Annotated in this window: 12 protein-coding genes; 4 read left to right on the top strand and 8 right to left on the bottom strand. The window is 67.4% G+C overall.

Annotation, left to right across the window (positions count from 1 at the left end; translation table 11 throughout):
• Positions 1-53: 53 nt before the first annotated feature.
• On the bottom strand, positions 54-845 hold the full coding sequence (gene ftsL, locus ACOQFL_RS06515; protein ID WP_435543173.1) for a cell division protein FtsL: 792 nt from the start codon (positions 843-845) through the stop codon (positions 54-56).
• Entirely contained in the window at positions 842-1,864 is a 1,023-nt protein-coding gene (gene rsmH / locus ACOQFL_RS06520; protein WP_435543174.1) for a 16S rRNA (cytosine(1402)-N(4))-methyltransferase RsmH, read from the bottom strand. The genes ftsL and rsmH overlap by 4 nt, the downstream gene beginning before the upstream one ends.
• Positions 1,865-2,621: 757 nt before the next feature.
• On the opposite strand from rsmH, the gene ACOQFL_RS06525 reads away from it, so the two are divergent.
• From ACOQFL_RS06525 to ACOQFL_RS06535, 3 genes are read left to right on the top strand one after another with little or no spacing between them, the layout of a single operon-like run.
• Positions 2,622-3,692 carry an AAA family ATPase gene (locus tag ACOQFL_RS06525; protein ID WP_435543175.1) on the top strand — a complete coding sequence of 357 codons (1,071 nt, stop codon included), beginning with the start codon at positions 2,622-2,624 and terminating at the stop codon, positions 3,690-3,692.
• 4 nt (positions 3,693-3,696) lie between these two features.
• The gene (locus ACOQFL_RS06530; protein WP_435543176.1) at positions 3,697-4,959 is read left to right on the top strand and encodes a DUF58 domain-containing protein; all 1,263 of its coding nucleotides are present in this window, start codon (positions 3,697-3,699) and stop codon (positions 4,957-4,959) included.
• Complete coding sequence (locus tag ACOQFL_RS06535) at positions 4,956-7,193, top strand: transglutaminase TgpA family protein (RefSeq protein ID WP_435543177.1); 2,238 nt, start codon at positions 4,956-4,958, stop codon at positions 7,191-7,193. The genes ACOQFL_RS06530 and ACOQFL_RS06535 overlap by 4 nt, the downstream gene beginning before the upstream one ends.
• Positions 7,194-7,302: 109 nt before the next feature.
• On the opposite strand, the gene ACOQFL_RS06540 is transcribed toward ACOQFL_RS06535, so the two are convergent.
• Together ACOQFL_RS06540 and ACOQFL_RS06545 are read right to left on the bottom strand one after the other, a co-directional pair.
• Positions 7,303-7,713, bottom strand: coding sequence for an SCO2097 family morphological protein (locus ACOQFL_RS06540; protein ID WP_435543178.1), 411 nt, complete (start codon positions 7,711-7,713; stop codon positions 7,303-7,305).
• Positions 7,714-7,895: 182 nt separating this feature from the next.
• Positions 7,896-8,642, bottom strand: coding sequence for a class I SAM-dependent methyltransferase (locus tag ACOQFL_RS06545; RefSeq protein ID WP_435543179.1), 747 nt, complete (start codon positions 8,640-8,642; stop codon positions 7,896-7,898).
• Positions 8,643-8,740: 98 nt separating this feature from the next.
• On the opposite strand from ACOQFL_RS06545, the gene ACOQFL_RS06550 reads away from it, so the two are divergent.
• Positions 8,741-9,589 (top strand): ParA family protein, encoded by an 849-nt coding sequence (locus ACOQFL_RS06550; protein WP_435543180.1) that lies wholly within the window; start codon positions 8,741-8,743, stop codon positions 9,587-9,589.
• Positions 9,590-9,598: 9 nt separating this feature from the next.
• Here ACOQFL_RS06550 and ACOQFL_RS06555 read toward each other — a convergent pair whose 3' ends face one another.
• The 4 genes from ACOQFL_RS06555 to ACOQFL_RS06570 all read right to left on the bottom strand — a co-directional run bounded on the left by ACOQFL_RS06555 (position 9,599) and on the right by ACOQFL_RS06570 (position 13,688).
• The gene (locus ACOQFL_RS06555; RefSeq protein ID WP_435543181.1) at positions 9,599-10,906 is read right to left on the bottom strand and encodes a uracil-xanthine permease family protein; all 1,308 of its coding nucleotides are present in this window, start codon (positions 10,904-10,906) and stop codon (positions 9,599-9,601) included.
• A 304-nt stretch (positions 10,907-11,210) separates the two neighbouring features.
• Positions 11,211-12,095, bottom strand: a complete 885-nt coding sequence (gene pspM / locus ACOQFL_RS06560) for a phage shock envelope stress response protein PspM (RefSeq protein WP_503169959.1) — start codon at positions 12,093-12,095, stop codon at positions 11,211-11,213.
• Between the two features lie 6 nt (positions 12,096-12,101).
• The gene (locus tag ACOQFL_RS06565) at positions 12,102-12,929 is read right to left on the bottom strand and encodes a PspA/IM30 family protein (RefSeq protein WP_435543183.1); all 828 of its coding nucleotides are present in this window, start codon (positions 12,927-12,929) and stop codon (positions 12,102-12,104) included.
• Positions 12,930-13,181: 252 nt separating this feature from the next.
• On the bottom strand, positions 13,182-13,688 hold the full coding sequence (locus tag ACOQFL_RS06570; protein WP_435543184.1) for a helix-turn-helix domain-containing protein: 507 nt from the start codon (positions 13,686-13,688) through the stop codon (positions 13,182-13,184).
• Positions 13,689-13,756: the final 68 nt, after the last annotated feature.

Genomic DNA, 13,756 nt, shown 5'->3' on the forward strand with positions numbered 1-13,756 from the left:
ATTGCCGCCCTGCCGGGACTTGGCGCCCTGCCGATCACGAGAAGCCACGTCTGTCACCCCACCGACGCTTCGTTCGACGACTGCTCGGAACCGCCCGAGGACTCCTCCTGCCGCTGCGGTTGGCTTTGACCGGAGGAGTCACCGCCACCGGCGTCCTCCCCATCCCCGTTCGAGTCGCCGCTCTCCCCCTGCTGCGTGGATTCGGGCGCCTCGGCCGGTCGCGGATCACCGACGACTTCGATCGATCCGTCGGGCCGACGCACCAGATGCGCGACCTCGGATACCGGGACCATGTTCATCCGCTCGGCCCGGCGTCTGATCTCGGAGATCGAACTCATCCTGCTCACCGAACGCAGCAGGTCCTCCTTGCGTTCGGACAGGGCCTGTACCCGCTGCTTGGACTCCTGCATGTGGTACGAGTTGCCCACCGCGGCTATGGAGAGCCACAGCGTTGCCACGATTCCCGTCACGAGCACGATCACCACCGTGCCCACGAACGGAACCCGGGACGTGGCGAGCCGCTCGGTCAGCGACACCAGGCTCTCCCTGCCGGACCGCAGGAGCCCGGAACCGAGCAACACCTCTCGCGCGGAGGGCTCGTGCGATTCGGTGGCGCCACCGCTCGCCGTGGAACGTCGCTGCTTCCCGGCGGAAGGGTTTCGTTCCGAGGAACGGCGGCCACGCTCCTGCTTGCGTTCGTAGGCGCGTTCACCCGAGGAGGACCGGACGTGCACCCGCCGGTTCGCGCGAATGGTTCCCTTGGAATCGGTACGGTTGTCGGTACGCGGCCGCCTCCCGCGGCCGTTGCCGCCGGACTGGTCACCGCCCCGTGCGGCTGCCGTCATGGCGTCTCCTCGATCCGCTCGGCCGCGCGCAGCCGCACCGAGCTCGCTCTGGGGTTGCTCGCCGCCTCCGTCTCGTCGGCGAACTCGGCACCACGCGTGAGCAGCCGCAATTGTGGTCCGTGACCGGGCAGTTCGACCGGCAGATCGACCGGGGTACGCGATTTGGCCCGTTCGGCGAAGACCCGTTTGACGGCCCGATCCTCAAGCGAGTGGTAGGACAGCACCACGATGCGGCCACCGCCGCTGAGCGCGTCGACGGCCTCGGGAAGAGCACGGCGCAGCACCTCGAGCTCGCCGTTGACCTCGATGCGAAGCGCCTGGAACGTTCGTTTGGCCGGATGGCCGCCGGTTCGCCTGGCCGCTGCGGGCACGCAGTCGTAGATCAACCGGACCAACCGCGCGCTGTTGCCGAACGGCTCGACCTCACGAGCCCGCACGACTTCCGACGCGATTCGGGCGGCGAACTTCTCCTCGCCGTACTCCCGAAGTATCCGGATCAGTTCGGCACGCGAAGCGGTGTTGAGCACCTCGGCGGCCGTCCGGCCGGTGGTGGTGTCCATGCGCATGTCCAACGGCGCGTCCCTGGCATAGGAGAAACCGCGCTCGGACTCGTCGAGCTGCAACGAGGAGACACCGAGATCGAACAGGACTCCGTCGAGTTCGGACACCCCCTGTTCGGCCAGGATCTCTTCCAGTTGATCGTCCACCCCGTGTACCAGCCGGACGCGCTGGCCGTATTCCGCCAGGCGCTGTCGAGCCAGCCGGAGGGCCTCGGGGTCACGATCCACGCCGATCACGGTCACGCCGGGAAACGCACGCAACAGCGCCTCGGTGTGTCCTCCCATACCGAGCGTGGCATCCAGCACCGTGGTGCTGCGCTCCCGCAACACGGGTTCGAACAACTCCACGGTTCGTTCCAACAGAACGGGAAGGTGCCGCTGCTGTGCCGTTTCCGGATCGGGCTTCCCCTCGGTGAATTCCCGCTCGGAGTCGGCAGCGGGTTCGGGGTTGTCTGGCACGCTGGCATTTCCTTCCTGTTCCGAGCGGCTCGTGCCGGGCGGGGCAGCGATTCACGAAGAACCTTCATGATCCCGGGCGAAGCAAGCGCATCCTCCCGGCCGCCCCCGAGCCGTCCGACTCGATCACCGGGATGACACACCGGATGCCGCCGGGGAGGACGAACTCACGAAACGGAACGCGGTGCGACACCACCGCCGAGCACCGGTCTCCGACGTCTCCGAACCCGTGATCACGACCGGCGAGACTCATCGGAAACCACCCCCTGCGCACCGGAACCGGGCCGATTCGGCCGGGAACCCCGGAAGCCACCCCGCACGGGACCACCGGCGCGAATCCCGCACGGCTCGATCGCCCCGCCTGTTCGATTCCGCCGGAACGGCGAAATCGGAATCCCCACTCGGGGCCACATTACCCCACCCCTTTTCGCCGTCAACCGGAAACGCCGGGCACCCGGCGCCCCGGAGAGAAACGGGTCGGAGTTCGCCATTGCCGCACGGATCGGCACCGAGACCCCTCCCCCGCAACCACCAGCCCCTCACACGGGCGCCCTCCCCCTCACCCGGGCGTTGGGAGACGTCGGGGACCTCATGGTGAGTTGTACACACACTCACCACTTACATCGGGTCTGAGAGACTTCCGGCAAGGTGCGTGGCGACACCGCGAACAGCCGTGAACGCCCCATCTCGGTGGCACGGGGCCACCCGTGGCAGTACGTCCGGCTGTGACGATCCGGGCGGAACGGTATCTGGAGGTTTGGTGACGCCGGAGAGATACACAGCGAACGGCGCCGCGCCCACCACGGCCGGCGACGAGACGGCGCGGAGACCGGCGGGCGAAAACACGACGGACCTCCCGCACGACGTCCCCATCGAGTGGATGCACGACACGTTGCGGCGCATCTCCACCAATGTGGAAAGCGTGCTGGTCGGAAAGCCCGAGGTGGTCCGGCTCGCCATGGTGACGCTGCTGGCGCGTGGCCATCTGCTCGTGGAGGACGTGCCCGGGGTCGGCAAAACCTCGTTGGCCAAGGCACTCGCACGCTCCGTGGACTGCACCGCCAGCAGGATCCAGTTCACCCCGGACCTGCTGCCGAGCGACGTCACCGGGGTGTCGATCTACAACCGGGGCACCGAGAAGTTCGAGTTCCGGGAAGGACCGGTGTTCGCGAACATCGTGGTCGGCGACGAGATCAACCGGGCCTCGCCGAAAACCCAGTCGGCGCTGCTGGAATGCATGGAGGAGAACCAGGTAACCGTGGACGGACACAGTTACGAGCTGTCGATCCCGTTCATGGTCATAGCCACCCAGAACCCGGTCGAGTTGGAGGGCACCTACACCCTTCCCGAAGCGCAGCGCGATCGGTTCACCTGCAAGATTTCCATCGGCTACCCGGACCCCACAGCGGAGTTGGCGATGGTCGACGAACGCGCCGCCTCCGACCCGCTGGACAAGCTGGAGCCCGTCACCGACGCCGCCGAAGTGGCCGAGCTGCTGGCGGCGGTGGGCGGGATCCACGTCGCGGTCGAGGTGCGCCGTTACGCGATCGACCTGGTGACGGCCACTCGTGATCTGGCCGAACTGCGGCTGGGAGCGTCCCCGCGAGCCACCCTGCAGCTGATCCACGCCGCGCGGGCCCAGGCCGCCCTCGAAGGACGGGAGTTCGTCGTTCCCGACGACATCCAGGCCGTGGCGGTGCCGGTACTCGCGCACCGACTGGTACTCAGCGGCGAGGCCCGCGCGGCGCGGCAGAGCGGAGCCGATCTGATCGGCCAGCTGCTGGATCGAGTACCGGTACCGCGCGGTACCGAGCAACTCCGGCGACGGTGATCCCGTGTTGTCCGGCTTGACCATCCGTGGTCGGTGCCTGCTGGCGGCGGCCGTCGCATCGACGATCTGCTCATTGGTGCTCGACGAGCGCGACCTGCTCCGAGTGGCAGTGTTCCTCGCCGCCCTGCCGTTGTTCGCCACTGCCTTCGCGGCACGCGGCGGAACGGGACTCACGGCACGGCGTGAGCTGGAACCGTGGCGAACCGAGGTCGACACCCCCACCACCGTGCGGCTGCGGTTGAGCTCCCGCTCCGGCATGCCGGTCGGTGCTACGGAGCTGACCGACAGCGTTCCGAACTCCCTGGGCGGCGATGCCTACCGAGTACTCGACCGCTCTCCGGGGCGGAGCGGAACGAGCGTGGAGTACGCGATCCACGCCGAGCTCCGAGGAGTTCACCGGATCGGGCCGTTGCGTTGTCGCTCGGGAGATCCGTTCGGGTTCTCGGCCTTCGACAGGGAACTTCTGACCACGAGCCGATTGATCGTCGTACCGCGCGTATTCGAGCTGACCGGGCTGCCCGCCGGATTCGGCGCCGGAAAGGGCGACTCCGGTTCGGGCGGCACCCACGCCGGTGGAGGGGCCGATGACAGCACCGTGCGGGAGTACCGGCAGGGCGACGACATCCGCAGGGTGCACTGGAAGACGACGGCACGACGCGACGAGCTGATGGTCCGTACCGAGGAACGCCCGGAGCGAGGGGGGACGACCGTGCTGCTCGACCAGCGGGCCGTCGCGCATCGCGGGGTGAGCAAACACTCCAGTTTGGAATGGGCGGTTTCCGCGACGGCGAGCATATGCTCCCACCTGTACGACAACAACCGGCGGCTACGCCTGGTGGGTGCGGGAGGTGAGCCGATACCGGGCGACGATCCTCGGAGCGGCCGGCTCGACGTCGAAACGGACGAGGCTCTCCCGCTGGAGGCGCTGGCGGCGCTGCAACCCTCCGGTAGGCGTGACCTCACCGGGGGTGAGGACCCCGCCCGTGGGCAGGACCTGGTGGCGATACTGGGACGCACGACTCTGGCGGGCGCCGACGAGCTGGCCTCACTTCGTCCCACGGGTGCGCGCAGTCTGGCGCTGCTGCTGAATGTGGCGGGCTGGAACACCGACGGGCAGGAGGGTGGCCAGTCGGCTGTGGCACGACGACTGCGCGGCGCGGGATGGACAGTCACCACGGTCGACGGACCGACCACTCCGATACCACGCGTATGGGAGAGCCTTTGCGAACAGACCGTTTCCCCGGACATCGCACGGATGGACCGATGAACCGGACCGAGACCGCCCGTCGCACCACCACCGGTGTAGTCGCCCTACTGGTCGTACTGCTGACCTCGACCTCCTTTTCGGTGGTACTCGCCGACTGGCGATGGTTCCCGCCTGCCGTGATGACGGCCACGGCCGTGGCCGGAACCGGAATCGCGCTACGTATGAGGCGTGATTCGTGGTGGGGTGTGCCGGTGCAGTTCGCCACTCTGGTCGTGATGCTCACGGCACTGTTCGGCGATGACGGTGTTCTCGGGCTGATTCCCACCCTTACGACCTTCGAGGAATTCTCGAACCTGCTCGGTGAAGCGGTCGAAGTGATCCGTACCGGGATACCACCCGTTCCGGCGGAGAGCGCCATAGTGACTCTGGTCTGTTCGGGGATCGGAGTGGTCACGATCCTGGTTGATCGGATCGCCGTCACCTGCCGCGCGCCGGCCGTGGCCGGGCTGGTGCTGCTGTGCATGTTCGCGATCCCCGCGTCACTGGCCGACCGAATGTTGCCTTGGTGGGTTTTCGCGGGCAGTGCGCTGGGTTTCGCCGTCCTGCTCCCGCTCGGGGTGGGGCTCCCGCGGTCGGGAAAGGAAGGCGGGGTTTCCGCTCGGCGGCTCTCCGAAGCCGTCACCGTCACAGCCATGGCCTGTGTGGTCGGTTTGCTGGCGGGCGCGGTCTTCACGGGGGTGGGTACGCGGGGCAGGATCCCGGGGGCCGACCGGAACCCGACGGCGCCGGACACCGGGGAGATCGGACTGCGCCCGTTCACCTCGTTGCGCGGTCAACTGACACGCGACGAGGAAGTGGAACTGTTCCGGGTGGAAGGGTTACCGAGGGATACCTACCTGCGTGCGATGACGCTGAGTCGCTTCGACCCGGAGCGGGGCTGGCGACTCGGCAGGCTCCCCGAAGGCATTCCGGTACAGGGCCGTCTGCCCATGCCTCCCGGAGCCGAACGGTCGACGGCAGCCCCGAAGCCGATCGAGATCGAGCCGGTGGGCTACCGCGATGCCTGGTTACCGGTGTTCGGAGTACCTCGCCAGGTCTCCGGTATAGGCGAGGACTGGCGTTACGACCCCGATTCCGGAATGGTTTTCACTCGGGAAACCGACGACACCGAAAGCTACACCGAACTGGCCGTCCTCCCCGACCCGAGCAAGGCGGAGCTACGGGCCTCGTCGGGGAACTCCTCGGTCGATCGGGCCTATATCGCCACCAGTGGCGCCGGGAAGCGGGTACGCGAGCTGGCACGACGCATAACGGCGAACGCCGACAACCGGTTCGACCGAGCCCTCGCGTTGAACAACTATTTCACCGATCCGACGAACGGTTTCAGCTACGAACTGGGGACCGCGCCCCCCTCCTCGCACAGGGCGCTGGAGGACTTCCTATTCCGGGGTAAACGGGGTTATTGCGAGCAGTTCGCCTCCGCCATGGCGGTACTGCTGCGGGAGATCGGCATTCCTTCCCGTGTCGCGGTCGGGTTCACCTCGGGACGGCCCCGGGGTGACGAACGCGTGATCACCACTGAGGACGCCCACGCGTGGGTGGAAGCGCACTTTCCCGGCCACGGCTGGGTGACCTTCGATCCGACCCCGCTGGCGGACGGCCGCGGCTCCACACCTTCGTATCTCGATTCCACCGCGGCCCAGCAGCAGGACGAAGGGGAGACCACCCCCACGAGTGAGCGGACGACGAACCCGACCCAGCGGAACGACGGAACAGCACGTCAGGAGGATCCGCGAGCCGATTCGGGGGATCCGGCGGGACCTGGCATACCGATCGGCATACTACTGCTCTGCGGCACGACACTGGTGGTACTGCTGGCGAGCCTCGGCGCGCCCGCCACACTGCGGACGCTGCGGAGCGGAAGGCGATCGAGCCTGATAACCGCGGGAGGCTTCGGAGCGGCCGAGAACGCGTGGCGGGAGTTGCTCGACGAAGCCACGGATCGGGGCGAACTCCCCCCACCGGGTGAAACCCCGCGCCGTACCGCCGACCGGATCAGCGGAAAGTACGAGATGTCCCCCGAACAGCGGGGAGCCTGGCACGAACTGGCGAGCGCGGTGGAACGGGAAAGGTACGGTCCCCCAGGGCGCCGCCAGACCGCGTCATCGCTCGAGATCCTACGGCGGGCGAAGGCGGGACTGCGGGCGGCCAGACCCCTCGGGTTCCGAGAGCGACTGCTGCCGAGGTCGGTGCTGCGCCTGCCCACGCGTGGAAATCCCACCGCACGGCACTGAAAGCCGTTCGAACGAGACCGAACGCGGAAACGCCCGGATCACGCCGTGATCCGGGCGTACCCAGCTTTGCTCGGGTGCGGCGAACGCCGTCCCGAGTCTCACGTGAGCACTATCTCTCGAAGCGCTTCCGGAAACGGTCCTCCATCCGCTGTGTCAGGGAGTTCCGTTCCCCCGCCCTGCGTTTCGCACCTGAAGAACCTTCACCGCTGTCATCCGACTGCGCCTCCGAGTCCTCCGTACTACCGCGCATGGCGAACAGAATGATCACTGCTCCGCCGAACATCACGAGGAAGCCGACCACGCTCACAATGGGTATCCCGGCTGCCGTGACCGGAATAACCACGCCGAGCACCAGTAGGATCAACCCCAGCACGAACACGGCGGCGCCCTGTAGGCGACGCCGCCTGGAGGGTCGATGCAACCGCCCTCCACGCACGTTGGAGGCGAACTTGGGATCCTCGGCGTAGAGCGCGCGCTCGATCTGGTCGAGCATTCGCTGCTCGTGCTCGGAGAGTGGCATGGCTCCTCCTCCGGCACACTAGTTCGTGTCACCGAAGCCTCACTCATTTCGTTTCACGAAGCTCCGGTGAACGCTTTTTGGGGGCGTCACAACCGAGGATACGGCCCCAGCGACGAGACGACTACCCGGTCCCGCCCCCGAGGCCATAATAATCCCCCAACATCATCCTGTAGAGGTATTCCTCACTGCGCCGCGTGACCATCCGGGACGCGGGCCAGCGCGTGCAGCCTGGTGGCTATGTCCCGCAACGGCGGTTGCGCCGCGGCTGCCATCTCCAGTTCCCGCAGCGCATCGCCGTTCGAATGAGAACCCTCCAGCAACGAACCGGGGACGAGGTCGGAAATCACGCTCTGGCCCTGCATCAGCTCGACCTCAAGACCGACGGAATCGAGCACGTTCCGTAGCGAATCGGTGTCGAAGCGGCGCCGCACCGTCTCGCTCACCGGATGGTCGAGACGACCGTTCGGGTCGTTGAACAACCGCAGCGCTTCGGCAACCCGCCCGGTCAGAGCTCGCGCGAGCACGGCCGCGTACCTGTTGGCCGCCAACACGGATACGGCAGCACCGGGGGAAACGGTGGCGGCGAGCGCACGCAATGACTCGTCGACGTCGTCCACGTACTCCAACAGACCGTGCCCCAGGACCAGATCGGCTCCTCCTTCGGGGACGGCTCCGAGCAGTGCGTCGGTGTCCCCCTGGATCGCGGCCACACGCTCACTCACGCCCGCCTCGCCCGCTCTGCGGCGCAACGTGGCGAGCGCGTCGGGGCTGGGGTCCACCACGGTGACCGAACATCCCGACACCGCCAGTGGCACCGCCCAGACACCGCTGCCGCCCCCGATATCCAGCACCTCGGGCACCCCGCCACGACGGCGACGTGCGTCGATCAACTCGGTTTCCAGCACCCGGTACACGGCGTCGGACTTCATAGGGGAAGCGTAATCTCGCCGTTCGGCACTACTGCAGCGGACCGGGCCACGACGGATCAGTTCACCCGGACGACTCGCGCGATACGTAGGCTACGGGCGTGCACACGGTGGCGGTACTGAGCCTCAAAGGCGGCGTGGGTAAGACGACAGTGGTGCTGGGGCTGGCTTCGGCGGCCATGCGCAAAGGCGCACGCACCCTCGTGGTGGACCTCGATCCACAGTGCAACGCGACGGCTTCGCTGGAGCCGGGGCAGACCGAGCGCGGGTTGAGCGACGTGCTGGCCGACCCGAGCCCAGAAACGGTGGCCCGCGCGGTGGCACCGAGCGCTTGGGGCGAGGAGGTCGACGTACTCGTCGGTTCCGAGGACGCCGAGATCCACAACGGTTGGGACGGCAACGAACAACACCTCACTCGGCTGACCGAGGCACTCTCGGAGCTGACCGAAGCGGCGGCCGACGGAGAGTTGCCGTACCGACTGATCCTGTTGGACTGTCCACCCTCGCTGGGACGATTGACACGTTCGGCGCTGATAGCCGCGGACCGGGCACTGCTGGTCACCGAACCGACCATATTCGCCGTCTCCGGCGTACAGCGGGCATTCGAAGCGGTTCAGGCGGAACGAACGGCCAACAATCCCGACCTGCAGCCACTCGGAGTCGTGGTGAATCGGGTTCGTGCTCGCTCACACGAGCACCAGTTCAGAATCGACGAGTTACGCGACATATTCGGGCCACTGGTGATGCCGGTAGCACTACCGGACAGGCTGGCGGTACAGCAGGCGCAGGGAGCCTGCGTGCCCGTGCATCAGTGGGGCACACCCGGGGCCCGAGAGGTGGCCCTGGCGTTCAACCTACTGCTGGCGCGCACCCTGCGTGCGGGTAGACCGCAACGCGCTCCGGAACCGGACGAGGGGGACGACGAGGAGCTCGACGCCGCGGAGGACTGAAGGGAGGACTCAGTCGCGTGGGCGGCCCCGTATCGCGTCGACCAGGGCACGCAGCAGGGGGTGGATCAGCACGAGCAGGAGCGCACCCCAGACCACGCCACTCAGCCGGAAACCGCCGAGCGAGAGCGTGGGATCGCTCGCACCGATGAGCAGGGTGGCAATCACGACCGCCAGGTTGGCCGGATCGGTGAACCTGATGCGAGCCCGCAGCCAGATCCGTCCACCTATCAGTGTGACCATCCCCAGCAACACCATCGTCGCCGCTCCGACGACACCGATAGGAACAGTGTCCAACAGCGCCACGACCTTCGGTGAGAAGGCCAGCATCACAGCGGCCACAGCGGCGGTCACGCAGGCAGCCGTGGAAAACACCCTGCTGGCGACCATCACTCCGGTGTTCTCGGCGTAGCCGATCAACCCACTCCCGCCCACGGCCCCGGAAAGCGTGGTGGCCAAACCACCACCGATCAACGCATCGCCCACGTTGCCGTCGAGGTCTCGGTCAGTGGAGGCCGCCACCGCCTTGACCACTCCCACCTGCTGCGCGGCGAGGACGACCACCAGCGGCAACACCACCGGGATCACCGAGATGTGCAACCGCGGGGTGATCAGCTCGGGAAGTCCGAACCAGGGGGCACTGCGCAGCGAATCGAGTCGAACCTGCTGGATCCCTCCGACGGCAAACGCGTAGAGCCATCCAGCAGCGATCCCGAACAGCACACAGCCACGGTTCAGCAGTCCACGGCCGAAGACCGCCAACAGGACGATGACCAACGCGGTCACCACGGCAGCCACCGGAACCGGTTGGAAGGACGGAACGCTTCGCGCGGCTTCCCGGAACAGCGTGACCGAATGGGCGGCCATGCCGAGTCCGACGAGCACGACCACTCCTCCGGTGACCACGGAGGGCATGACCGTCTCGAGCAGGCGCACCCCCAACGCTTTGACGGAGATTCCGACAGCGGTCACGAGCAGCCCCACGACCAGGATGGCCCCCACCATGCCGCTCGGTCCCGCCCCGGAACGCTCGGCAGCTATCCCCAGGGGCACCACGAAGGTCACAGAGGCTCCCAGGTAGGCGGGTACGCGGTTGCGCGTCAGCAGCAGGAACAGCAGGGTTCCCACCCCGGAGGCCAGTAACGTCGTCGCCACCGGCAGTCCGGTCAGCCGGGGCACCAGCACCGTCGCGCCGAACATGGCGAACAAGTGCTGCAGCCCGAGCCCCATGGTCCGTGGCCAGCTGAGCCGCTCCTCGGTTGCCACGTCCTCACCGACAGGCGGTTGGCGGCCGTTGCCGCGCACGGCCCACAAAGCCACATCTTCCTCCAGTTCGGGAATCGTGGGAAACGTATCCCGAGCCGTGTTGTTCCAACGCGGTGTTCTCCCGGCCAACGGTCCCGGGGACGGATCGCGACAGCACGGTGCGGCATACGAGATCCCCTCAAGCGACAGCCGTGAAGATTACTATTTCACAACAGTTCGGGAAACCGATTCGGGAAAACTGGCCCGACCGGCTCGGGGAGCGTTCTCACCACGTGCCGCCGCCCGGCGGCCGGAGCGGGCGGCCTGCTCCAGCAGCGGGATGGGACAGCTGTTACGCCCGGTTCGGACCACCGGAATCTCAATGCGAGGAGTCGCCCCGGGGACCCCCGCCGGGAGGTTGTTCCGGCGGGCCCAACTCACCGGTGTCCGGGGACTCGTAACCGGAGAGTTCACGCAGGGCCGAGGCCAGCCCCGCGAGTCGATCCGTGGCATCGCGCAACTGAGGCCCGTGCTGCTCACCTCTACCTGCGGCCACGGCGCGTCCCGCCGCGCCCACAAGGGCTCCGTACCGTTCGACACCGTCGTCGAGTTCGGCGCGCATCCGACGAACGTCCGCGCGAAGCTGGGTGCGTTCAGCTTCCGGAGCGTGTTCGACCGTGGCCTCCACAGCCACGAGACGCTCGGCCACCGAACGCAACGTCGCTGCCACTTCGGCGGCGGTACCACGCGCCTCGGCCACCGGCTCATCGAGTTGACCGACGTGCTCGGAGAGCCGACTCAACGAGAGATGCAGGCCCTGCTCCGCATCGCGTAGTCGCCGCATGGGCTCGTGGGCAGCGGACTCGCGCGCAGGCAGACTGACCGGTTCCGGTGGCGGCTCCGGCAGCGGCGTCCGGGTGAGCCTGCGGTAGCGACGTATCGCCCCGACTGTCCCCACACCCGCGGCCAGCGCCATGCCACCGAGTCCGAGCGAGGTCAGATCGAGCAGCACGTCCCCGGCGGAGTCGGCCGGAAGCCCGATGGTTTCCGGTGCGTAGGCCAGGTATGCCCCACTTCCGAAGACGCCCGTCGTCACTCCGCTGCCCACAGCGGTTCGCCTCGCCCTGCTCCGCCTCCGGATCAAACGGGCCCGCGGATCGCGCCAAGCCGCGATCCTGCGGCGAACACCGGTGAGCACCGGCCCACGCAACTGTTGGAGCGCGTAGTCGCTCCACTCACCGATTCCGTCACCCCTCCCGCGCACGGTGGGTCACGCTTGGCCGGACTGTGGGTTCTGCTGCTGCGACTGCGGCTGCTGCTGCGGAGCGGGGGTCGACTCGCTCCGAGTCGTCCCACCGGTGACCTGCTGTTGCTCACCGGTCCCCATGGCCGCCCTGATCTGGGCGAGTCGATTGACGCCCGCCGCGTCCGTGGCCGCCTGCTGGACCTCCATCATCCGCCCCTGCACACTGTTCTGCGCCAGGTCGGCCTCGCCGAGCGCGGTGGTGTAGCGCTGCTCGATCTTGTCCCGCACCTCGTCGAGCGAGGGCGTGTTGCCGGGCGCGGCCATGTCGTTCATCTGCCGCAACGAGCCCGCGACCTGCTCCTGCATCTTGGCCTGCTCGAGCTGACTGAGCAGCTTGGTCCGCTCGGCGATCTTCTGCTGTAGTACCTGGGCGTTGCGCTCCACGGCCTGCTTGGCCTGGTCGGCGGCCTGCAGCGACTGATCGTGCAGGCTCTTGAGGTCCTCCACCCCTTGTTCGGCCGTGACGAGCTGGCCTGCCAGTTGCTGGGCGGTTTCCTCGTACTGCTGCGCCTTGGTCTCGTCACCCTCGGCACGAGCCTGATCGGCCATGGTCACGGCCTGGCGCGCCGATCCCTGCAGCTTCTCGACCTCGTTCAGCTGCCGGTTGAGCTTCATCTCCAGCTGTCGCTGGTTGCCGATGACCGAGGCGGCCTGCTGCGACAGCGCCTGGTGCTGCCGCTGAGCTTCCTCGATGGCCTGCTGGATCTGCACCTTGGGATCGGCGTGCTCATCGACCTTGGACGAGAACGACGCCATGAGGTACTTCCAGAACTTCACGAAAGGGTTGGCCATCTCCTCCGCCTGCTTTCTGTCCTACCGGTTGCGCCCTGATCGGGCATTCACGCCGATGGGACGCCGCTGCCGGTTGCTCCGCGGAGTCGCTTCACCGAATCGTGGGACCCCACGCACAACAGACCGGAAACGCTTACCGACCTCAGCGTCTACCCCCCATAGTGTCAGCTCGGTCGGACGGCTTCCACCAAGACCCGTGGATCTCCGGCAAAAATCCGAAGATCCACGGGTGGTTCGGTCGGTCACGGACTCTCAAGCGGCCACTACCACCCCGTTGGAAGTGCGTCCCGGCGGACTGATGCGCTGGCTGAGCACCGGCTGCAGCCGCCAGTCCTGCGACTCGGAGTCCTCGTCCACGTCGAACGAATCCGAAACGCTTTCGGCACCGGCCGGTACGGGCTCGGCTTCCCCGTCGGCCATCTCCGTCTCGGCGAGTTCGGAATCGATCAGGCTGGAGACCAACCGGTCCCCCTCGATCTCGGCAGGCGTGGCCTGCTCCACGACCGAAGGCGCCACCACGGTCTCCGAGGAGTCCAAGTCGCCCGCCACGGTCACGAGCAACTCGGGCAGTGGGAGATCGAGTGCGTCGCAGATAGAGCCGAGCAGCTCACTCGACGCTTCCTTGCGACCGCGTTCCACCTCGGACAAATAACCAAGACTCACCCGGGCTGCGCGCGAAACCTCCCGCAGGGTGCGGGACTGAGCAGCCCGCGCGCGGCGCAGTCGCTCTCCGACCGCCTCCCGCAACAACACGGTCATCGCGCGCCTCCATTCCGTCGCCTACATCCTGCGCGACGCGTCAACGCCCCACACTACTCAACGCGACG

This window comes from Actinopolyspora sabaoui, assembly GCF_051225635.1.
Classification (GTDB): domain Bacteria; phylum Actinomycetota; class Actinomycetes; order Mycobacteriales; family Pseudonocardiaceae; genus Actinopolyspora.

What these genes read in the sequence shown, in the direction of transcription:
- ftsL (WP_435543173.1), bottom strand. Translation starts at nt 845, where the DNA reads ATGACGGCAGCCGCACGGGGCGGTGACCAGTCCGGCGGCAACGGCCGC.
- ACOQFL_RS06535 (WP_435543177.1), top strand. Translation starts at nt 4,956, where the DNA reads ATGAACCGGACCGAGACCGCCCGTCGCACCACCACCGGTGTAGTCGCC.
- ACOQFL_RS06540 (WP_435543178.1), bottom strand. Translation starts at nt 7,713, where the DNA reads ATGCCACTCTCCGAGCACGAGCAGCGAATGCTCGACCAGATCGAGCGC.
- ACOQFL_RS06545 (WP_435543179.1), bottom strand. Translation starts at nt 8,642, where the DNA reads ATGAAGTCCGACGCCGTGTACCGGGTGCTGGAAACCGAGTTGATCGAC.
- ACOQFL_RS06565 (WP_435543183.1), bottom strand. Translation starts at nt 12,929, where the DNA reads ATGGCCAACCCTTTCGTGAAGTTCTGGAAGTACCTCATGGCGTCGTTC.
- ACOQFL_RS06570 (WP_435543184.1), bottom strand. Translation starts at nt 13,688, where the DNA reads ATGACCGTGTTGTTGCGGGAGGCGGTCGGAGAGCGACTGCGCCGCGCG.